Origin of the sequence: Philodulcilactobacillus myokonensis (assembly GCF_027923585.1) — a bacterium.
In the GTDB taxonomy this organism is placed as follows: Bacteria; Bacillota; Bacilli; order Lactobacillales; family Lactobacillaceae; genus Philodulcilactobacillus; species Philodulcilactobacillus myokonensis.
The window spans coordinates 1,341,159-1,364,312 of the sequence record NZ_BRPL01000002.1 but is presented as its reverse complement, the minus strand read 5'-3'; the positions used below and the strand labels follow the sequence as shown (position 1 = coordinate 1,364,312).

General features: G+C 38.5%; 11 protein-coding genes. 8 read left to right on the top strand and 3 right to left on the bottom strand.

Annotation, left to right across the window (positions count from 1 at the left end):
* Positions 1 to 153: 153 nt before the first annotated feature.
* The 3 genes from WR164_RS07050 (at position 154) to WR164_RS07040 (ending at position 15,394) form a co-directional block, all read left to right on the top strand.
* Complete coding sequence (locus WR164_RS07050; protein WP_286136830.1) at positions 154 to 14,115, top strand: DUF5776 domain-containing protein; 13,962 nt, start codon at positions 154 to 156, stop codon at positions 14,113 to 14,115.
* Between the two features lie 131 nt (positions 14,116 to 14,246).
* Positions 14,247 to 14,990, top strand: coding sequence for an SDR family oxidoreductase (locus WR164_RS07045; RefSeq protein WP_286136828.1), 744 nt, complete (start codon positions 14,247 to 14,249; stop codon positions 14,988 to 14,990).
* 2 nt (positions 14,991 to 14,992) lie between these two features.
* On the top strand, positions 14,993 to 15,394 hold the full coding sequence (locus WR164_RS07040) for a MerR family transcriptional regulator (RefSeq protein ID WP_286136827.1): 402 nt from the start codon (positions 14,993 to 14,995) through the stop codon (positions 15,392 to 15,394).
* A gap of 45 nt (positions 15,395 to 15,439) precedes the next feature.
* On the opposite strand, the gene WR164_RS07035 is transcribed toward WR164_RS07040, so the two are convergent.
* Positions 15,440 to 16,318 (bottom strand): RluA family pseudouridine synthase, encoded by an 879-nt coding sequence (locus WR164_RS07035; RefSeq protein ID WP_286136826.1) that lies wholly within the window; start codon positions 16,316 to 16,318, stop codon positions 15,440 to 15,442.
* Between the two features lie 80 nt (positions 16,319 to 16,398).
* Between WR164_RS07035 and WR164_RS07030 the strand changes: the two genes are divergently transcribed.
* On the top strand, positions 16,399 to 16,926 hold the full coding sequence (locus tag WR164_RS07030; protein ID WP_286136824.1) for a hypothetical protein: 528 nt from the start codon (positions 16,399 to 16,401) through the stop codon (positions 16,924 to 16,926).
* Between the two features lie 43 nt (positions 16,927 to 16,969).
* Here the strand turns inward: WR164_RS07030 and WR164_RS07025 are convergent, their stop codons facing one another.
* Positions 16,970 to 17,812 (bottom strand): SAM-dependent methyltransferase, encoded by an 843-nt coding sequence (locus WR164_RS07025; RefSeq protein WP_286136823.1) that lies wholly within the window; start codon positions 17,810 to 17,812, stop codon positions 16,970 to 16,972.
* An 18-nt stretch (positions 17,813 to 17,830) separates the two neighbouring features.
* The gene (locus tag WR164_RS07020) at positions 17,831 to 18,247 is read right to left on the bottom strand and encodes a helix-turn-helix domain-containing protein (RefSeq protein ID WP_286136822.1); all 417 of its coding nucleotides are present in this window, start codon (positions 18,245 to 18,247) and stop codon (positions 17,831 to 17,833) included.
* A 93-nt stretch (positions 18,248 to 18,340) separates the two neighbouring features.
* Between WR164_RS07020 and WR164_RS07015 the strand changes: the two genes are divergently transcribed.
* From WR164_RS07015 to WR164_RS07000, 4 genes are all read left to right on the top strand, one after another.
* A complete protein-coding gene (locus WR164_RS07015; protein WP_286136821.1) occupies positions 18,341 to 19,297 on the top strand; it encodes an alpha/beta hydrolase in 957 nt (318 codons plus the stop codon).
* Between the two features lie 91 nt (positions 19,298 to 19,388).
* Positions 19,389 to 20,072 (top strand): type 1 glutamine amidotransferase, encoded by a 684-nt coding sequence (locus tag WR164_RS07010; RefSeq protein WP_286136819.1) that lies wholly within the window; start codon positions 19,389 to 19,391, stop codon positions 20,070 to 20,072.
* A 130-nt stretch (positions 20,073 to 20,202) separates the two neighbouring features.
* Positions 20,203 to 21,783, top strand: coding sequence for a ribonuclease Y (gene rny / locus WR164_RS07005; RefSeq protein WP_286136818.1), 1,581 nt, complete (start codon positions 20,203 to 20,205; stop codon positions 21,781 to 21,783).
* A gap of 122 nt (positions 21,784 to 21,905) precedes the next feature.
* Positions 21,906 to 23,153: a homoserine dehydrogenase gene (locus WR164_RS07000; protein ID WP_286136817.1), complete on the top strand. Its 1,248-nt coding sequence runs from the start codon at positions 21,906 to 21,908 to the stop codon at positions 23,151 to 23,153.
* Position 23,154 lies beyond the last annotated feature (1 nt).

Genomic DNA, 23,154 nt, shown 5'->3' with positions numbered 1-23,154 from the left:
ATAATTAATTTTTTATTAATATATTAGTAAAATTAGTTACTATAATTTAAAGATATAGAATGTTATTATAAATGTATATATGAATAAGAATTGTTTATAAATGCCTATAAATGATTTTTACAATCTGAGAAATAGATGGGGATGTTTATCCTAATGCAATACAATAAAAGGCAATTTCATAAGGTAGACGATAAGAAAAGAATGAAGAAGGTCAAGAAGCAATGGGTCGTCGTATCAGTTGCAACTTTAGCGACCTTAGGTGGCTTTTCTGCATCTGAAATTTCAAATTTCTTTTCAAAAAGTTCAATTTCAGTCAAAGCTGATGTAAAAACTGATCAGAAGCCCTTACATGTCATAAAGGGCGGATCAAATGCTTCAGACGATTCAAAATCTGCTGATAGTTCTGGCAGTAATTCAACTAATAGTTCAGAAACTTCGTCAAATGTAAATTCAAATTCATCCAATAATTCACAAAACTTATCCAGTTCAAATTCAATTGAACCATCAAATGTAAGTGGTTCTTCAAATAAGGATTCAACTAGTTCATCTAGTGAACCGCGAAATTTACAAGGTTCAGCTAGTCAAAATTCAACCGGATTATCAGATGCTAGTTCTAATTCTTCAGCATCAACTAATTCAACCAGTTCAGTTAATTCATCAACACCTAGCTCAACTGGTTCATTAAGTTCTAGTTCGGCTAATAATTCATCCAATCATATTGGTAGCACAACTAGTTCAAATGCTTCTAGTTTAACGAGTAACGTGAAAAGTGGTTCTCAAAGTGTTGCTGGCAGTCCTTCTGCTAATTTAAAGAGTTCAGACAACCCTAGTTTATCTGGTTCTTCGAACGCAATTAAAAGTTCTGGTAATTCATCCAGTAATGCTAAGGATCCAAGAATCGCTAAATTAGCAGCGAATGTGAAGAAATTAGTTGCTGATAATTCCTCATTAAATTCAGCTCAACAATCACAAGCCGATAATGGTGCCGATGCATTTTGGAACAGTATTCATTCTGACGATGCTAAGAGCGTTAGTGGAGCTAACACCAGTGATTCAGACTATATCGATGGTTATAATGGTGCTAAAGATGCCTGGAGTCAATATAATTCACAGAATAGTTCCAAGGGCACCCAAGCTACATCAGATTACACCAAGAATGCCGCTGCTAATCCTAACGATCCAAGTAGCGTGGATCCAAATCATTTAAATACTGGTAAAGCCAGTGTATCTAATAATCAAAACGTTGTGATTCCATACGATCCAACTAAAAATGGTTATCAGACTGAAACCCAAAATGGTTCGACGATTCAAGGTAATTTAGCGTATAACCAAGGTGTCAGTCACTATTTGTCTAGACAGGGTGCTTATGATGCTGAAACTGGTCGTTGGAACGGTGCAGATAAAAATGGTTCATATAGTGCTTATAAGCCAGCAAATAATTCTAGCAACGCTTATGATCAGTCATACTTAGGTGCTCAATCGGCAATGGGTCAACAGTTTAACAGTAATAATAACTTTACCTACTCATCATTAGGAAATGGTAGCAATGGTTTCCATCCGACTAATAGCAATTCTTCTAATATTGATTACAGCTATGGTTTTTCGGACGTTGTTCAAAAAGTTCAAAATGGAACGACGTTTGTTTCCAATGCTCAACAAATTAATAATTCAATTAGCGGAGTTGGAAATCCCCCTCAAACAATTGGTGCATCTTTTACTTCTAACGGAACCATTAAAAATATTCGTTTCTTAACTGATATTAATTATAATATTGGAACCACGTATTCATACGTCGGATATTCAACAAGTAATAGAACTGATCTCACATTTGATGGTCAAAACCATAATACTGATTTTAATGGATTATCTTATTGCTTTACTTTTGGTAATTCAAATTCTTCAGTTACAATGAAAAACTTTAATGCCGCTTACGGAACTAACTATTATGGACCGGTTAAAGTTCAAACGGGGACCGGTACCATTAATTATGATAATGTTACCTACGTTGGTCCCCAATTAATGAGTAGTGCTGGTGCCAATGCAACCGTTAATGTTTACGGTCATTTAAATGCTTTTTCAGTTGGAAATTATACTAGTCCATTTCAAAGCGCTACTACCACTGGAGCAACTTCATCTAACTATGCTAATGGAAGTTCTTCAGGAACTTACGGTAACAACCAGGAAAATTTCGAAGCCAATAATTTGGAATTAAAACCTGGCAGTAGTTACTACGGTTCAACCACTGGTGGAACCGTTGTTAATTTGTCCGGAACGTTAACCTTAGATCATGATTCAAATATGAAGTTGGTTCCATTGAGTGGTTCCGGTGCCGCCAGTGGTGGTAATGGTGCAAATGGATTATACCTTAATGGATCTAATTCACAAGTTAATATCAACCAGGGTGCTAATTTAACCATCGTTCCTAAGAAAGGGTACTACGGAACCGGAACTGCCCAACCACTTTATATGGTTAGTGGTTCCATTACGATTGATGGTGGTAATTTAAATATTAATATGGATGGTCAACCAATATCATCTAACTATGATGGTGGTACCATTGTGATTAAAAATAAAGGTTCCTTTAATATAAATGCCAATAATTTAGGTAGTTATACCGGCCCCATTTTAAACGTTGGTTCAACTTTGGATGTTACTAACCGTGGTAGTTTTCAAATTGTAACTGATGGTAGTGGAAACAATCCAACCTTGCTACAAAATGGTGGTACTTTTAACATTGATAACCCATTGAGTGTTATTCTTCAAATCAAACCGGTTAAAGGTAATCCAGGTAGTGGGACATTGTATTCAAGTCCAATTAATGCTTATTCAGTTCGATATGATACTAATAATACCGGAAATGCAACTACTAACTATAAGGGACCATATTATCAAGTTTCTTCACCTAATGGTGGTTATCTTAAATATTATAGTCTCGATAAAGCTGGATTAGTTAATTCTAGTGATTCAATGAATGGTGCTAAATACTTAGCATTCTCATCAACACCAAATGCCTACTTTGATGGTAAGATTTATGTTCAACCTAATACTGGGGATAACTATAGTTCAAAAGATAATTATTACGTGAATGGAACGTTAGGCTTGGACGGTTTACCAAGTAATGACCCTTATACTACGAATAAAAATAATGGCAAAATTTATGTTGATATCCGTTCTGATGGTCAACAAGTAACATCATCAAATTCAGTTAAATTAACGTTAGTTGATGCTAATGGTAAACCAATTATTGGGTCCAACGGACAACCAATCATTTTGAATCATAAAGTTGGTGATACTGATCCGAATGGGGTTTCAAACGGTGGTGCAAAGGTTGGAAACATCCAGTATTCGGATTCAATTGATTTACCTAATAATGATATTCCAAATGGATCAAGAATTAAATTCAGTTATCAATTACCAGGCCAACCACAGACAAGCGTTAGTGTTCAGGTTCATTACTCCGTTGCTGATCAAAAACAGGTTTTGACAAAGGATGCCATGGGTAACGGTAATATCAGTAATTCATTGGAAAACCCAATTAAGGGAAGTGATCCAATTGATACGACTTCAACTGGGACGCCATTTGTTACACCCAATGTTGTTGGTAATGCTGCCCGTGATGGTTTGAAAGATGCAATTGCAAATAATACGAATAATGCTTCTAAATATCCAACCGATCCTGGTAAATCAGCCTATAGTGATGCTCAAAGATCATACCAAGCTGGTTTAAGGAATGATACATCAAGTGAAGATGCATTAGCTGATCCAGGTGCTAATTCCACAGGAATTGCCGTTCGATCAGCAGTGTCTGATGCTCAAGCTGGTCAGAATAATGCTGCTAAAAACTATCCCAACGATCCGCAAAACTCAGCCTATGTGAACGCTCAAAAAGCATACCAAACTGGACTCGCTGGCAATAATAATAGTGCAACTGCAACAGCAAACCCGTTTGCTAATTCAGCTGGAATTGCTGCTAAAGCAGGTTTGAGTGATGCTCAAATTAATCAAAATAATGCTAATCATTATAATGATCAGAATTTAGACCGAACTGCTTATCAGAATGCTCAGAAAGCATATCAAGCTGGTTTAAATGGTGATCAAGGTAATAATTCAGCAGACGCTAAATTAGATTCAAATGCGAATGCGACTGGAATTGCCGTTAGAAATGGAATTAGTGATGCTCAAACGGGGCAAAATCATTCTGATCAATATCTAACTGATCCAGGTAAGACTGCCTATGCTAATGCCAAAAAAGCATATCAGGCTGGATATGACGGGACGACAACTGGTCCTAATGCCACTAACAGCCCGGCAGCTAATGAAGCTGGGGTTGCTGCTAAAGCAGGATTAAATGATGCTAAAACTAATGGTAAGGATAATTCTAATCATTATAGTGGACCGGCAGCTAACGCCTACGAAAATGCCAGAAAAGCATATCAAGCTGGACTAGATGGTAATACTGATAATGGAGATGCTAAGCTAGATTCAAATGCTAACTTGACCGGTTCAGCTACTAAAGCTGGAATGGACGACGCTCAAACAGGGCAAAATCATTCTGGTAACTATAGTAATAGTGATACCGCATCTAAAGCTTATTCCGATGCTCAAAAAGCATATACTGATGGATACGATGGCGTTACAAATGGTCAAAATGAAAAGAATAGTCCGTCCGCCTACCAAAATGGTGTTGCAGCTAAGGACGGTTTAAAAGACGCCCAGTCTAATACCCAAGATAATCCGAAAGGATATACTGGTGCCGCTAAAGATGCCTATGAAAATGCCAGAAAAGCATTTCAAGCTGGATTAAATAATAACAATCCAGATGATGCTAAATTAGATTCGAACGCTGCTCAAATGGGTTCCGTTACTAAGACTGGAATTGAAGATTCCCAAACTGGTAATCAGCATAAGTATACCGATTCATCACAACAGACTGCGTATGATAATGCCAAAGCTGCTTATCAAGCTGGCTTGAACGGTAATACGAATTCCAATAGTCCAATTGCCAATGACGTTGGAACCGCAGTTAAAAATAGTATCCAAGACGCTGAGAAAAATCAGAATAATACTGGTAATTATAGTGGACTTCGAAAAGAAGCTTACGATAACGCCCAAAGTGCTTACAAAGCTGGCTTGAATGGAAATTCGGATAGTAGTAATCCATACGTAAGTAAAATTGGAGCAGCAACAAGAACTGGAATGCTTGATGCTCAAGCTGGTAATGATTCGCCCAATTCAAATTATAGCCCGCAAGAAAAAGAAGCTTATGAAAATGCTGAAAAAGCTTATCATGCTGTTTTATCAGGTACTCCTAACAATCAGGATGCACTTAACAGTCCTGACGCTGCTAAAAATGCCGTTGCTGCTCAAAAAGGTTTAAGTGATGCTGAAGCTGGTAAGAGTACCCCACCTAGTGATTATAGCGACCTTCAAAAGATTGCTTATAGTAATGCCCAAAAGGCATACCAAGCTGGTCAAAAGGGTGATCTTAACAGTCCCGATGCAAAATTAGATTCAAATGCAAGTAAAACTGGTGGTGCTGCTCAGACCGCAATTAAAGATGCCCAAGCCGGTCAAGATAATTCTAAAGATTATAATGGGCCCGCCAAAACCGTTTATCAAAATGCTCAAAAAGCTTATGCTGCTGGCCTAAAGGGTGACCCCAACGACAATGATGCGAAGTTAAACCCAACTGCTAGTCGAATGGGTGCCGCTGTTAAACAAGCAATCCATGATGCTCAACTTGGTCAAGATAATTCAAAATCAATGAGTGATCCTGAAAAGACTGCCTATGTTAATGCTCAACAAGCTTACCATGATAGTTTGGAAGGTAATCCAAACAGTGATAATGCTAAGGTTAATCAGTTAGCTAGCCAAACTGGATCTGCTGCTCGGGATGGAATTTTACATGCCCAGTCTAATCAAGCCGATCCAACGTCATATGACAATGACACCGCTAAAGAAGCATATCAAAATGCTAAGAAAGCATATCAAGCTGGTTTAAATGGCGATTCCGCCACCAGTACTGATGCTGCTAATAATCCGACTGCCTACAAGAGTGCCATTGCTGCCCAAGCAGGACTCCATGATGCTGAAATGAACCATGATACTCCTGATAGTGGCTATGATAATATCCAAAAGACGGCCTATGAAAATGCTCAAAAGGCATACGAAGCTGGTTTAACTAATGGAAGTTCCGCTAATTCTGCTGATTCAATCGCAAATGCAGCTGGTAGTGCTACTAAACAGGGAATTGCCGATGCCCAAACCGGCCAAAAGGAACCTAATTATAATAGTCAAACCGAAAAAGATGCTTATAATAAGGCTCAATCCGCATACCAAGCCGGTTTAAACAACGATACAAAGAGTCCAACCGCAATTGCTAGTCCTGTTGCTAATTCAACCGGTGCTGCCGTTCAAAAGGCCATTAATGATGCTAAATTAGATCAGCATCATAACACTTATCAAAATGACCCTGAGAAGTCAGCCTATGCGAATGCTCAATCTGCATATCAATCTGGCTTAGATGGTAAAAGTAACGGTTCAAACGTATTAGCCAATAATACTGGAGCTGCTACCAGGGCCGGAATGTTGGATGCTCAAGCTGGACAAGACAATCCAACTAGCTATCCAGATGACCAGAGAAGAGCCGCCTATGAGGATGCTAGAAAGGCATACCAAGCTGGCTTTAACGGCCAAAATAATTCTGATGCAGCTAACAGTCCGGTTGCCGCTAGGAATGGTGCTGCTGCTAAAACTGGTTTGCACGACGCCCAATTAGGCCAGAATCAGCCGTCAAGTAATTACAGTGATTTAGAAAAAACTGCTTATGAGAATGCTCAAAAGGCATACCAAGCCGGTTTAAATAATGATAATCCTGATAATGCTAAATTAGATCAAACTGCCGATAAAATTGGTCAAGCTGCTAAAACTGGAATTGCCGATGCTCAAACCGGAAAATCAACTGCTTATTCGGATCCATCTGAAAAAGCTGCTTATGATAATGCAAAAGCTGCATATCAAGCCGGTTTAAATAATCAATCGGACAGCGCTACAGGTAAACTAAATCCAACTGCTAGTTCCACTGGAGCTGCCGTTCGAGCTGGAATTAACGATGCTCAAACTGGTAACGATAGTTCTAATCAATATCAAAATGATCCAGAAAAGACTGCCTATGCGAATGCTAAGGCCGCATATCAAGCTGGTCAAAATGGCGATGATCATGGTGACACCGCTAAAGCTAATTTAGCTGCTAATGAGGCCGGTCTTGCTGCTCAAGCTGGGGTGAACGATGCCCAAGCTAATCGAAAACAGGCCAACACCTATAATGACATTGATCAAGCATCCTATGACAATGCTAAAAAAGCATATCAAGCTGGTGCTTCAGGTAAAAATAACAGTGCCGATGCTAGTTTGAACAAGTCTGCTTATTCTAATGGTCTTGCTGCTCAAGCTGGTTTAAAGGACGCTGAATTAAATCAAAATAATTCTAAAAATTATAAAGGAACTGACCAAACTGCTTACGAGAATGCTCATAATTCATACCAGGCTGGTTTAGCCGGTAATACCAATAATCCATCTGACTTTACCGCTAACCAGGCGGGGGCTGCTACTAAGGATGGAATTAATGATGCCCAGAATGGCCAGGATAATTCTGGTAAATATAAGACGGATCCAGCACAATCTGCATATAATAATGCTAAACAGGCATTCAACGACGGATTCGCTGGAAATGCTAAGAGCCAGGCTGCTCTTAATAGCCCGACTGCTAATTATGCCGGATTAGCTGCTAAAGATGCGGTAAACGACGCTCAAACTGGTCAAGACCATTCTGGAAATTATCCAACTGATCCGGAAAAGAGCGCTTATGCGAATGCCAAAGCTGCATATCAGGCGGGTGTTTCTGGTGATTCGACCGGTTCAAATGCTAAGTTAAATGGAGCTGCTAATTCGATCGGTTTAGCCGCCAAAGCCGGAACCGATGATGCTCAAACTGGTCAGGATCATTCGGGCCAATATCCAACTGATCCGGAAAAGACAGCCTATGCCAATGCTAAAGCTGCATACCAAGCTGGATTTGATGGTAAAACTGGCAGTGATGCTGGCAAATTGAATTTAACATCAAGTGCCGATGGTGCTGCTGCTAAAGCTGGATTAATGGATTCTCAAATTGGAAATTATAATCCTGATAAATATAGTGAACCGCAGAAAACTGTGTACGCTAATGCTTATCATGCATACCAGGCTGGTTTAGATGGTAACCAAACCAGTGATGATGCTAAAAAAGATTCAGTAGCAACTAAGACTGGAACGGCTACTAGGGCTGGAATTAATGATGCTCAAACTGGTCAAGATAATCTAAAGAATTATCCAAATGATCCGGAACACACTGCCTATGCCAACGCCCAACAAGCATATCAAGATGGGGTTGACGGTAAACCTAATACTGCTGCTTCAAATGCGAGTCCAACCGCTGCTAAAATTGGAGCGGCTGTTAAACAGGGGATTAGTGATGCTCAGACTAATCATCAGACGAGCTATAGTGAACCTGAACAGACCGCTTATAATAATGCTAAGAAAGCATACCAAGCTGGGTTAAATAACGATACAAGTGGTAAGGATGCCAAATCTAACCAAATTGCTAACCAAAGTGGTCTTGCCGCACAAGCCGGAATCAATGATGCTCAAACCGGACAAGATAATTCGAAGAACTATCCAAATGATCCGGAAAAGACTGCCTATGCCAATGCGAAAGCCGCATATCAAGCAGGATACAGTGGTAATCCTAATAGTGATGCTGCACAATCTAACGTCTCCGCTAGTAATGTTGGTGCAACTGCTAAGAATGGTTTGAATGATGCAGAAATTGGTCAAAATCATTCCGACGGTCTCAATGGATTAGATAAAATCGCTTATGATCGTGCTCAAAGTGCATACCAAGCAGGTTTATCAGGTGATCGTAATGGTGATAATGCTAAAGGTGATTCAATTGCTAACGCTGCCGGGATTGCTACTAAGAATGGAATTAGTGATGCTCAAGTTGGCCAACATCATTCCAGTGATTATAAGACCAGTGAAGAGCAATCAGCTTATGAAAAAGCCCAAAAGGCATATCAAGATGGATTCAATGGTGATACTACTAGTCCCGATGCACTAGCAAGTCCGGTTGCTAATTCAATTGGAGCTGTTACTAAATCAGGAATCAACGATGCCGAAAAAGACCAAGATAATCCTAAGAACTATAAGGGTTCTGAATTAACTGCTTATGAAAATGCTAGGAAGGCATATCAAGCTGGTTTATCTGGTGACACAACTAGTGGTGATGCTAAAGCTAATCCGTTAGCTAATGATACTGGTGTAGCTACCCAAGCTGGAATTAGAGATGCTCAATCCGGGCAAGATAATTCTGGTAACTATCCAAACGATCCACAAAAATCTGCCTATGCCAATGCTAAACAAGCATATCAAGCCGGTTTGAAAAATGATAATAGTAACTCAGATGCAACTAACAATCCATTTGCTTATAAAGCTGGGGTTGCTGCCCAAGCTGGTTTGAAAGATGCTGAATCTAATCAGAAAGATAATTCAGGAAGCTTTAGTGGTCCGGCAACTCAAGCTTATGAAAATGCTAGGAAAGCATACCAAGATGGATTGAATGGGACAACATCAAGTGATGCAGCTAAAAGTGATCCAGCTGCAAATGCTGCTGGGATGGCTACTAAGGCCGGTATTGCCGACGCCCAAGATGGGCAAGATAACGCTAGAAATTATCCAGATGATCCGGCAAAATCCGCCTATGCCAATGCTAAACAAGCATATCAAGATGGCTTAGATGGTAAATCAAACACCGATGCCGCCAAAGCAAGTCCAGTTGCTAATTCAACTGGTTCAGTTGTTAAACAAGCAATTGTTGATGCTCAGACCGGTCAAAATACTACCTATTCAAGTGATCCCGAGAAGACAGCTTATGAAAAAGCAAGAGCTGCTTATCAAGCTGGTCAAAACGGGGATAAAGGTAGTGATGCTGCTAAAGATAATCCAACTGCCAATATGGCTGGTTTAGCTTCTAAAGCTGGGATGGACGATGCCCAAACGGGTCAAGATCATTCTAAAGATTATCAAACAGAGCCTGCCAATTCCGTTTATAATAATGCTAAAAAAGCATATAATGCTGGATTCAATGGTGATAAGAATACTGATGCTGCGAAAGCCAATTCAGTTGCAAATGAAAATGGATTAGCCGCCAGAGCCGGTTTAAATGACGCTAAAACAGGGCAAAATCATTCTAAAGATTATCAAACAGAACCAGCAAGTACAGCTTATTCAAATGCTAAAAATGCATACCAAGCTGGTTTATCTGGTGATGCAATTAGTGATTCCGCTAAAGGTGATACCACTGCAAACCAGACTGGTCTTGCCACTAAAGCTGGAATTAACGATGCTCAAACTGGTCAGGATAATTCTAGAAATTATCCAAATGATTCAGAAAAAGCTGCTTATGCTGATGCCAAACAAGCATATCAAGATGGATTCAATGGTAAATCTAATACTGACGCTGCCAAAGCAAGCCCAGTTGCTAATTCAACCGGTGCTGCGGTTAAACAGGGAATTGCTGACGCCCAAAACGGTCAGGATAATTCTAGAAATTATCCAAATGATCCAGAGAAGACTGCATATGCGAATGCTAAAAAAGCATATCAGGCTGGTTTAGATGGGTCTAAAGATAATGACATGGCTAAATTAAATCCAACCGCCAATTCAGCTGGATTAGCTGCAAAGGCCGGAATGGATGATGCTCAAGCTGGTCAGGATAATTCCAAGAATTATCCAAATGATCCAGAGAAGACTGCATATGCTAACGCTCAAAAAGCATATCAAGCTGGGCAAACTGGCGATACAACCAGTTCAACTGCTAAGTTAAATCCGTATGCGAATACAGCTGGTAGTGCTGCTAAGGCTGGAATGGATGACGCTCAATCTGGTGTTAATGATCCGAATAAATATCCAAACGATCCGGAAAAGACCGCCTATGAGAATGCTCAAAAAGCATACCAAGCCGGTCAAACGGGTGATACAACCAGTGCTGATGCAAAATCTAATCCGTATGCGAATGCAGCCGGAAATGCAGCTAAAGCTGGAATGGATGATGCGCAAGTTGGAAAGGATAACTCTAAGAATTATCCAAATGATCCAGAAAAGACCGCCTATGCAAATGCACAGAAGGCATACCAAGCTGGTCAATCTGGTGATACAACCAGTGCAACCGCCAAGTCCAATCCATATGCGAATGCAGCCGGAAATGCTGCTAAAGCTGGGATGGATGATGCGCAAGCTGGAAAGGATAATTCTAAGAATTATCCAAATGATCCCGAGAAGACCGCTTATGCCAATGCCCAAAAGGCATATCAAGCTGGGCAAACGGGAGATACAACCAGTGCAGCAGCTAAATCTAATCCATATGCGAATGCCGCTGGTAACGCTGCTAAGGCTGGAATGGATGATTCCCAAGCTGGTGTTAATGATCCGAATAAATATCCAAACGATCCCGAGAAGACTGCCTATGCCAATGCACAGAAGGCATACCAAGCTGGTCAGACGGGAGATACAACCAGCGCAACTGCCAAGTCCAATCCGTATGCGAATGCTGCCGGTAATGCCGTAAAGGCCGGAATGGACGATGCGCAAGCTGGTCAAGATAATTCAAAGAATTATCCAAATGAACCCGAGAAGACCGCTTATGCCAATGCCCAAAAGGCATACCAAGCTGGTCAAACCGGCGATACGAATAGTGCAACTGCTAAGTTAAATCCATATGCGAATGCAACCGGAAATGCTGCTAAGGCAGGAATGGATGACGCGCAAGCTGGTGTTAATGATCCGAATAAATATCCAAACGACCCTGAAAAGACTGCTTATGCCAATGCCCAAAAAGCATATAATGCTGGCCAAACCGGTGATACAAATAGTGCAACTGCTAAATTAAATCCAACTGCTAATGCTGCCGGTAATGCCGCTAAAGAAGGACTTGCTGATGCTCAAGCCGGCCAAGATAATTCCAGAAATTATCCAAATGATCCGGAAAAGACCGCTTATGAAAATGCTCAAAAGGCATATCAAGCCGGCCAATCTGGTGATACGAATAGTGCAACTGCTAAGTTGAATCCATACGCCAACACCGCAGGTAATGCTGCTAAAGCTGGGATGGATGATGCTCAAACTGGTCAAGATAACTCTAAAAATTATACTAACGGGCCTGCTAAGACTGCTTATGAAAATGCCCAGAAAGCATATCAAGCTGGTTTAACCGGTGATACCAACAGCACAACTGCCAAATCTAATCCGGTTGCTAATTCAGCCGGAGCTGCATCTAAGGCGGGAATCAATGATGCCCAAGCTGGCATAGATAATTCAAAGCATTATCTAAATGATCCTGAAAAATCAGCTTATGAAAATGCCCAAAAGGCATATCGAGCTGGTAAATCAGGTGATATGAATAGTGCGACTGCTAAATCTAATTCAGCTGCCAACGCTGCTGGTGCTGCTGCGACTTCTGGAATGAACGATGCCCAAGCCGGGCAAGATAATTCAAAGCACTATCCAAATGATCCAGAAAAGACCGCCTATGAAAATGCCCAGAAAGCATATCAAGCTGGTCAAAATGGTGATACCAGCAGTGCAACTGCCAAACTTGATCCGACTGCTAACTCAACTGGTAACGCTGCTAAAGCCGGCATGGACGATGCTCCGATGGGTCAGGATAATTCGAAGAAATATCCTGATGGTCCGGAAAAAACCGCTTATGAGAATGCTCAAAAAGCATACCATGCTGGGCTATCTGGTGATACAAGTGGCGAGGATGCTAAATTAAATCCAGTTGCTAATAAGACCGGTGCAGCTGCTAAAGCCGGGATTGATGATGCTAAGTCTGGTAAAGATAATTCGAAGAACTATCCAAATGAACCTGAAAAATCAGCTTATGCTGATGCTCAGAAAGCATATAAAGCCGGATTATCCGGTGATACCAATAGTCCCGATGCTAAAAAGAATATCTTTGCTAATAAATCTGGATATCAACAATTCTTATCTAATCAAGTTCCACCAAAGAATATGGATAAGATTAATGGACAAATTTCAGGAAAACAGGCATTTATCAACGGTGTTCCCGATGCAGAAAATGCTGCTAATCTTGCTAATAAAAAATCGGATTATCAAACCGCATTTAATGATTCGTATGATCGAACAAGGGATGGTTTCCTTGATGGCATGAATGGTTTGCCAAATAATTATCAAGACGATGATTCATACAGTGGTGGTTATCAAGCAGCTCAAGATTATAAAGCTGGTTCACTTGATGCAACCCAGGGTAGACCACGTCAAAGTAATGCCAGTCGTGCATACAACATCGCTTATGATGCTTATCGTCAAGGAATTCAAGGCAAGCAACTTGATCCGAATGTTCTTAATACGATGTCTTCAACTTATGGTAAATTCTATCAACAGACTTATGCCCGTGCTTATGGAATTTATCAGGATGATTCACGTGCAGGAAGTCAGATTGGTGCCCGCGATGCGAAGAATATGAATAACTTTGCTGATTTATCAAATAAATCTTCAGTTTATGCTCAGTTCTATAGTCAGGCATACAGGAGAGCTTTAAGACAGGTCATTCCACGTTATGTTTATAACATCGGAACCATCTACACTTATAGTTCATCTAGATTTACGAATGGTAATCGGATTAAACGGTACAAGAAGACTTCTCGACCGAACCGAACCGTATTTAGAGTCGTTGGGTTCAGGAGAACTAGTACTGGAAGATTAGTATACAGATTGGCAGACGGAAATTGGATTACTTCTAATCAACTAAAAGTTGCTGATGCTTATTACCGTCACAGTCATGACGGATCTGATAGTCGCAGGGTCAAAGTCATTAAGAACGGTGGAACCTATATTTATAGTGATAAACAGTTCAATGATCAGACCACGGTCAGATTCTTGAAGACTGGAACTAAAATTCACGTTAAATATGCCGTTAAACTAGGTCATTTAACTAGATTTTACATTGGCAATGGTGAATACATTTCAAGTAATAAGACCATCGTTAAAGAAATTAAATAATGATGATTAAATCATAAATCAAAATAACCCCTAAAAAGTAAATTAAACTTTTTAGGGGTTATTTTTTTGCCCTATAGTCTACTGTAGGGTTTATACTACGAATCGAAATAATCATTAAGGAGGAATTTTAAATGAGCTTAAAGAATAAAGTTATTGTTTTGACTGGCGCTAGTTCCGGCATGGGTGCTGCGACCACTAAATTAGCTGTTTCTAAAGGTGCTAAATTAGTCATTGGTGCTAGAAATCAAGAAAAATTACAACAGGTTGCTAAATCCACTGAACATCCTGAAAACATTGTAACCCAAGTAACCGATGTTCAAAATTTAGACGATGTTAAATCATTGGTTAAGCTTGCTCAAGATAAATTCGGCCAAGTGGATATTATTTATAATAATGCCGGCATTATGCCACAAGATATGTTGATTGATAGTGATCCAAAGTCATGGAAAGCAATGCTTGATACGAATGTGATTGGGGTTTTGAATGGTATCAAAGCAGTTTTGCCAATTATGAGAAAACAAAAGCACGGTTTAATTATGGCAACCGATTCAGTTGCTGGGCACGTATTATACCCCGGTTCAGCTGTCTACAATGGAACTAAGTTTGCCGTCCGTGCCATTATGGAAGGCTTAAGACAAGAAGAACATGCCAATAATATCAAAACTGGTATCATTTCACCAGGTGGCGTTAAAACCAATTTAACTTCCACCATTGGAAATCAACAAATTATAAGTGCCATTAAGAAAATGTGGAATGGCAAAAACGCCGTCCTATTACCTGAGGACATTGCCAGATCAGCTGTCTTCATGATGGACCAACCATCTAATGTTGATATTAACGAAATTTTGGTTCGACCAACCGGACAAGAAGTTTAATCATGCTCATTTCACAAGTTGCTAAAAAATATCATTTAACCATCTCTAACCTTCATTACTGGGAAAATATTGGTTTATTAACTAACGTTCATCGGAATGCCAATGGATATCGGGATTATGATCAAAAAAATATTGGTCAATTGGAGTTTGTTATCTGCATGCGCAATGCTGGTGTGAATGTTAATCATCTTGCTAAATACATGCAGTTATTTCAACAGGGCAATCAGACCATGGATCAACGGAAACAAATTTTAATTGATCAATTACATGAAATGGATCGAAAGATGGACCGGATGAAATCAGCTCACCAACTGTTATCTTATAAAATTAAACATTATGATCAGTTAGGGCGGGTTGATTATGTTGATGAAAAGAATCAATCAAAATCTAAAATTAAAGGGTAATAAAATTCCGCTAAGGATGGAAATTTCCATATTTTAGCGGACTTTTTATTTAAATTCTTCTGGAACCGGAACTGTAATTACTTTTGAATTCATTTCAAATGGGAGGACTAATTTCACTTTCCATGAATGTAATAACATTGGTCCCTTATTTTCATTTGGATTATACAACGGGTCACCAATAATGGAGTGGCCGATGGATGCTAAATGAACTCTGATTTGGTGGGTGCGGCCCGTTTCTAGTTTTACTTCCAAAAGGGTGTTGCCGTTTATTTTCCTTATTACTTTATAATTAGTAATTGCCTTTTTGGCTTTTACACCATTGACCTTCCGTTTGCGTTGGTCTGATAAATCAAAACCAATCGGTGCATTGATTTGACCACTCTTTGGCAATCCAGTTCCTGAAACCCATGTTAAATAAGAGCGTTGGATTACTTTATCCGCAATTAAACGGACTAAAATTGGCACAACGGGTGGTGTTTTAGCAATAATTAGAGCGCCAGATGTCTCCATGTCCAAACGGTGAACAATATATGGTAATTGATGCTTTTTTCGAAGGTAAGCAGCGGCAAAATTTAAAACGGTGCCGGATTCATGTGGTTGATTGGGATGGGTTTTATAGCCCCTTGGTTTATTGACGACCATTAAATCATCGTTTTCAAATGGGATCGATAGTTTAACGCTTGAATCAGGAATGATGTTTGGAAACGGGTGTTTAAAATCATTAGTAACAAATGTTAATTGAAGCTGATCCTGATTATGAACTGCGAAATTCATTGGTAAATATTTGTGATTAATTGTGACCCGATAATGCTTTCTTAGTTGAAAAATCAAGTGTTTCGGGATGAGTAAGCGCTGGCTTAGGTACTTCCTGACACTCGTTTTAGTATGTATATGTGTTACGATTAAATTATATTGCCATTTCAAAGATGCTTGTCTTCTTTCTATTCTTGATTTAAGATAATTTTGTTAAGCATGATAAATAATATAAAGATGGGTGAAAATTAATGCAAATCAACATCAAAAATTTCATTTCAGAAATAACCGATGAAAAATTTCAAAAACAAAGTCAATCAACAACGAAAGGAAATTTAACCAAACACTTCAATGCAACCATTAAATCAGCCGTTAATTTTATCGTTCAAAATATTAAAAAAAATCAAATTGCACAAGCTGAATTAGTGACGAAGCGTCCTGAAACAAGCATTCGACTAGAATTAAACGTCATTAACTTACCACTTCGTTATGCTAAAAACATTGGAAAGGTAACTAAAGATGATGCTAATTACGATTTAAACGTTTACATGGTGATTGAATCACCGGACGTTAACCGCTCTAAATTAAGGATTGATGAATTAGCATCTGCTGACGATTTTAATCAAAATCCCGACCAATATTTACCGAAATTTAAAGCCTGGGTCAACAATCAATTTGAACAGATTGATGATAATAAACAGAGCGGAAGTAAAAAAGAGACCCAAAAAGCGACTTCAAATAAAAAAACTTCAACCAAAAAGAAAACAACTAAAAAATAGTGATGAATACCCCTAAAGAATAAATCTTTAGGGGCTTTTTTAATTATTTAATAATATAAACTTGATCATGAATTAAATCAAATGGTTGGTGGTGACGATTCAAATGCTTGGCATCTTCCTGCTTAATAAATTTAGCATTTTGCCAAAAGACTTTTGAATCGGTCGCACCATTCTTTTCGCCAATCGTAATCAATGGTAAATTCAACTTTGATTTTCGAATGGCTTGAAGTAATTGCCAGTCATCTTCGACTCCGTCTGGTGACCAACACATGATGACGTCTTTAATTTGGTCTTTATATTTATTAAATGCATCAATAGCACTTAATTTTTCAACTTTAGTGACTAAATGCTTACCGGTTTCATTTTCTTTTGTCCAGGCGAGACTATCGGTGGAAAAGACTTTTGTCCCGTTATCACGAAGCCCCTTTGAAATGTAGCCGTTACCGGCCATTACCTCTAAAACAGGACCACGGCCACAATATTCTGCTAAATCCTTTGCAAATGGAGCTGAAATATATGCCCACATTCCGTATTCTTGCTCTAAATAGTCACGAAAGTTACGAACCAATTTGTCTAACTTAGGAAGTGCTTTCGATAATTCATTCCAATGTTGATCACCTTTCTGGTCATTCTGAGCATAATGCTGATTAAGTTGTTTAATCACAATTTGCTGAATGTTATCCGGCAACAATAATTCTGGTAAATCTTGTGGCAAAATTTTGTTGGATAGTAAACGGTTGCTTTCCAAAATATTGTTTAAAATAAATTTAATTTCGGGGATGTGATCAAACATGTGGTAGTACTTTTTGATTTGATCCATGTATGGAATTTCACGTTTAATTTTATGCTGGTGTTTCATTCGTTTTAAGAGTTTCTTTTTATTCATAAATCAAAAGGATCCTCCTTATTTTAAATTTAAGTTTAAATCTTCTTGCTGATCATGACCATTATGTTTCTTATATTGACGATGATTCTTACCAGTTAAATAACCATCAATTAACTGATAAATCTGATACTGGTCTTCATCGTTCAATTCTTGATCGTTAAACAATAAATTATGATTGGCAATTAACATTTTAGCTAAATCATGCTGATTAATGTTGGTTCTACCAGCAATGTAATCCATTGAAACGTCGAAAAAATTAGCTAACTTCTTGATTTCTAAATATGATGGGGCCCGTAAGCCACGCTCCCAGTTGCCAATTTGGGAACTGGTATTTTTATGTGGATCCTTTGGAAAAGCTTTATTAAGACCGTTGGCAAGACCCTTGAGAGTTAAATTTTGCCCCCGTCTTAATGCTCTTAATCGTTGTGCAAACAAACATACCACACTCCTAACATTCTTATTATACCGCTTTTTGACGTTGAATATGGTATTCTAAATGTATTGAACATGAAATTAGGGGAAGATATTTTGAATCGAAAATTAAAACGTTTTGTCATCATTTTATTCAGTTTGGTCATTGTAATCGGGATTGGTTTCGTTGGTGCCGGGATGTATTTCTATCACGTTGCCTTTATCCCATCACATAAATCATTTATTTCAGGTCAGCATTTCACTAAAAATAGCCCACTTGATTTAGATAATCAGTGGTATTTACACCACAGCAAGCCTGAAGTATGGCATGAAACATCTGCGACTGGTCATTTTAAACTAGATGCTAATTATATTAAAGCAGCACGAAAAACAAACAAGACGGCTGTGATTGCCCACGGTTTTATGGGTGATAAAAGTAAAATGGGAATTTATGCCGCCATGTTTCATCGGATGGGCTACAACGTTTTAGTCCCTGATGATCGAAGTGCTGGTAAGAGCCAGGGAAATAGCATTGGTTATGGCTGGCCTGATCGCCTTGACTACGTTAAATGGATTCAAAAGGTCGTAAAGAAAAACGGCAGTGATTCTCAAATTGTTATGTTTGGGGTTAGCATGGGTGGAGCCACCACGATGATGGTTAGTGGTCAACCCGATGTTCCAAAACAGGTGAAAGCATACATTGAAGATTGTGGATATACAAGCGTTCATGATGAAATTAAGTATCAAGCCCAGCAAATGTACCATATGAAGACGTTCCCATTGTATCCACTGCTGCCAATTCTAAGTGGGATTGCTAAAGTTCGGGCTGGTTACTATTTGAAAGAAGCTAGTTCAGTGAACCAGGTTAAAAGGAACCATCGCCCGATGATGTTCATTCATGGTGCAAACGATCAATTTGTCCCAACTAAAATGGTTAAAGTCGTTTATCAAGCGGATCGGGGGCCCAAAGAAATGATGATTGTTAAACGTGCTCCCCATGCAGCTTCATATCAAACTGATCCAAAATTGTATGTAAAATCAATTCAAAAATTTCTAGCTCACTATATCAAGTAATTTTTAAATCAGTGATACAATTAAGAATGTAATCTTAACTGTATTTAGGAAACGGAATTTAGCAAAAAATAATTAGTAGGAGTGATAAAAGATGAAAATGATTGTAGTTCAACATAATGATGTTGAAGGGCCAGGATTAATCAAAAATTGGGCAATTAAGCACCATTACGATTTAGATATTAAAAGACCTGATCAAGGTGATTCTTTGGCTGAAATCAGACCCGATCAATTTGATTTTCTATTAATTTTGGGTGGCAATCAAAGTGCTAACGATCCATTAAAATGGTTGCAGGATGAACGGAATTTAATAAAAAGGACTGCCAAAGCCGGCTTACCAATTTATGGTGCATGCTTAGGTGGCCAGGAAATTTCCAAAGCCTTTGGCGGCATGGTTGTTCATAGCACTGCTAAGGAAATCGGCTGGTTACCAGTTAAGAATGTATCTGGTGATTCCAATATTCCGGATCAGATGACTGTCTTCCATTGGCATGGTGAAGATTTCACATTGCCAGCAAATGCTAAATTATTATTCAGTACGAAGGTGGATGATAAACAGGGCTTTATGCTTGGTGATCATATTGTTGCCCTACAATTCCATCTTGAAATGACGCCGGAAGAAGTTAAAAAATTGACTGATTTTGATGCTGATTTTATTAAGGAATCCGATGCACCCAATGCCATTCAACAAACAGCTGAAGAAATGAATGCAAAAGAAATTCCATCCGATAATGAAAAAGTTTTGGATTATCTTTTGGATCAAATTACTAAAAATTAATTAAAATTATAATTGCTTAAATTATTTTTTGATAATTTAAGCTTTTTTTGTGCCAATTTGAGTTTCTAAAATGTTATTATTATATTAGATAATTTAAAAGAAGGGAGGGGTTTAAATCTTTGTTTTAATCTTGTTGTTATCGATGATTGTTGCCATTGCAATTGGTGCTTTTGTCGGTAAACAAATGAAGTTAAAGCGTTTAATCAACGCTCATCAAGAAGCCAATTCAATGATTCGGAACAATCAAAATAAATTGGAACATCAAGTTGCCAAAATTGATTCAGACAACCGGCGTGAAGCTGAAGAGTATCGCCGGAATACCAATGATGAATTAGATCTTCAGAGCAATAATAATGAAAGCCGTATAAAACGGTTAAATGAACGTGATAATTATTTAAGAATTACTGAAAAACGTGTCAATGAACATAAACAACATTTAACTGAAATGAAATTGAAAAATGATCAGCAAAAAGAAGTAATCAATAAAACTTTGCAACATGCTGATCAATTGATTGAAACGTATCATCATAATTTGCAGGAGCAGGGTCATTTAAATGACATGGATGCTAAAACAATGATTATTAACGATACTTCCAATCAATTAAAGCGTGAAAGTGACGTTAATGTTAAATATGATGAGGATTTAATTGCAACCAGAGCTCCTAAACTTGCGAATACTGTCATTATCAATGCAATCCAATGCGGACCAGAAGACATTCCAAGAAGCCACATTGAACGTAGCATTGTCGTTCCGAACGAAGTCGTTAAAAGTAAAATTATTGGGAAAGACTTTGAACACTTACGTTTGCTTGAAACTTTGTGCGGGGTTGATTTGATTTTTGATCCTGATAATCCAATGAGTCTATACATTAGTTCAGCGGATGCCATCAGAAGAGAGACTGCTAGAGTTGCCATCAATAGTTTAATCGTTTCCAACCAAATTACTAATAATACAATTGAAACACAGGTCAATAAGGCTGAAAAATTAGTCATGGAAGATTTGCGAAAGACTGGTGAAGATACGGTTGAAAAATTGAAATTGGGGTGGATGCACCCCGAATTCATGAAGATTATCGGTCGATTGAAGTTTAGAACCAGTTATGGTCAGAACGTACTTTATCATTCAATTGAAGTTGCTCAATTAGCCGGTGCTTTAGCTGACGAATTAGGCTTAGATCCGAGAATGGCTAAACGAGCCGGACTGTTGCATGATGTTGGTAAATCAATTGATCATGAAGTTGATGGAACCCACGTTGAGTTAGGGGTTAAACTTGCTAAAACGTATCGTGAAGATCCAATCATTGTGAATGCAATTGCTGCCCATCATGGGGACGTTGAACCAAAGAGTCCATATGCCATCTTAGTTTCAACCGCTGATGGAATTTCTGGTGCTAGACCAGGTGCCCGGAGTGAATCGGTTGAAGAATACATTAACCGCTTGAAGAGCTTAGAAGCAATTGCTGATAAGCAGGATGGTGTTAAAGAAAGCTATGCCATTCAAGCCGGCCGTGAATTACGGATCATCGTTAATCCAAAGCAGTTGGACGATGGTGCCAGTGACCGTCTGACCGATCATGTCAGGAATCAGATTCAGAATGAATTATCTTATCCTGGTAAAATTAAAGTTACTACGATTCGCAAATTTAAATCAATTCAATACGTTGGTGGCGGACCAAAACGTAAAAATAAACGTTTTGCCAAGGCCAATTAAAATTAGTGAATGATTAAAAAGTGGATTAATCTTAATTGATTAATCCACTTTTTAGTTTTCCTAATGATTTCACATTATGATAAGATGATATTAATTATCTTTTGAAAAACGGGGGAATGATGATGAAAGAAATTAATATTGGTATATTAGGACTGGGAACGGTTGGCATTGGAATCGTTCAACTACTTAAAAAACGTCAAGCTAAAATTAAAAATATTTACGGTGTTCATTTTAATTTAAAAACAATTGCAGTTAGGGACGTTAATAAAAAAAGAAACGTTGAATTGCCTGCAAATACAAAATTATGCGATGATGATTCAAAAGTTATTGATGATCCGGATATTCAAATTGTGATTGAAGTAACTGGCAATGTCGATGGTGCATACCATGCAATTCAAAGAGCAATGCAGTCTGGTAAATCGGTGATTACCGCCAATAAAGAAATGCTTGCATCCCACATTAATGATTTAAATACCATCGCTAAAAACAACCAAGTTAACTTCTTTTATGAAGCCAGTGTTGCCGGTGGAATCCCAATTTTAAGGGTGTTAAGTGAAAGCATTTTAACCGACTCCTTTGAACAGGTGAATGGGATTATCAACGGAACTTCTAACTACATCCTTTCTGAAATGTTAACGAATCAAGCTGATTACCACCAGGTTCTGGAAGCAGCTCAACAATTAGGATATGCTGAGGCTAATCCGAGAAATGACGTTAAGGGATATGATGCTGCATACAAGTTATCGATTTTGTCATATTTGATTTTTGGCCAATTCCTGCCAGTTTCAAAAATCCGATTACAGGGGATTGACCAGATTAGCATTGAAGATTTGAAAGCAGCCCAAAATGATGGCTACAAGATTAAATTGATTGCTAATTTGAAGCGCAAACATAAGCAATTAACGGCATCCGTTGTGCCAACCGCAATCAAAAAGGACGAACAGTTAGCCAACGTTGACGGTGTCCAGAATGCCATTCAAGTTACCAGTGATGCCCTTGGCAGAACCACTTACACTGGTGCAGGTGCTGGTAGTTTGCCGACTGCCAACAGTGTTTTAAGTGATTTGATTGCTTCTGCTAATACTGAAACCAATGGTTACAGCATGGCGCTACAAAATGATAATAATAATGATTATCAGATTATCAAAAATGGTGGGAAGAGTCAGTACTTAATTATTATTCATCTCCGTGATAATCAAATTAATTCGGTTGCCAAACTTGAATCAATTCAAAAAATTAAATTTGATAATATCAGTACGATGATGACAAATGAAATTTCGTATCCAGAATTACAATTACTTTTGAAGAAAATTAAAAACCATGTTCATCCCGGAACAATCGTGCATGCTTTTCCAATTTTTAAATCATAAA

What these genes read in the sequence shown, in the direction of transcription:
- WR164_RS07050 (WP_286136830.1), top strand. Translation starts at nt 154, where the DNA reads ATGCAATACAATAAAAGGCAATTTCATAAGGTAGACGATAAGAAAAGA.
- WR164_RS07045 (WP_286136828.1), top strand. Translation starts at nt 14,247, where the DNA reads ATGAGCTTAAAGAATAAAGTTATTGTTTTGACTGGCGCTAGTTCCGGC.
- WR164_RS07040 (WP_286136827.1), top strand. Translation starts at nt 14,993, where the DNA reads ATGCTCATTTCACAAGTTGCTAAAAAATATCATTTAACCATCTCTAAC.
- WR164_RS07030 (WP_286136824.1), top strand. Translation starts at nt 16,399, where the DNA reads ATGCAAATCAACATCAAAAATTTCATTTCAGAAATAACCGATGAAAAA.
- WR164_RS07025 (WP_286136823.1), bottom strand. Translation starts at nt 17,812, where the DNA reads ATGAATAAAAAGAAACTCTTAAAACGAATGAAACACCAGCATAAAATT.
- WR164_RS07010 (WP_286136819.1), top strand. Translation starts at nt 19,389, where the DNA reads ATGAAAATGATTGTAGTTCAACATAATGATGTTGAAGGGCCAGGATTA.
- WR164_RS07000 (WP_286136817.1), top strand. Translation starts at nt 21,906, where the DNA reads ATGAAAGAAATTAATATTGGTATATTAGGACTGGGAACGGTTGGCATT.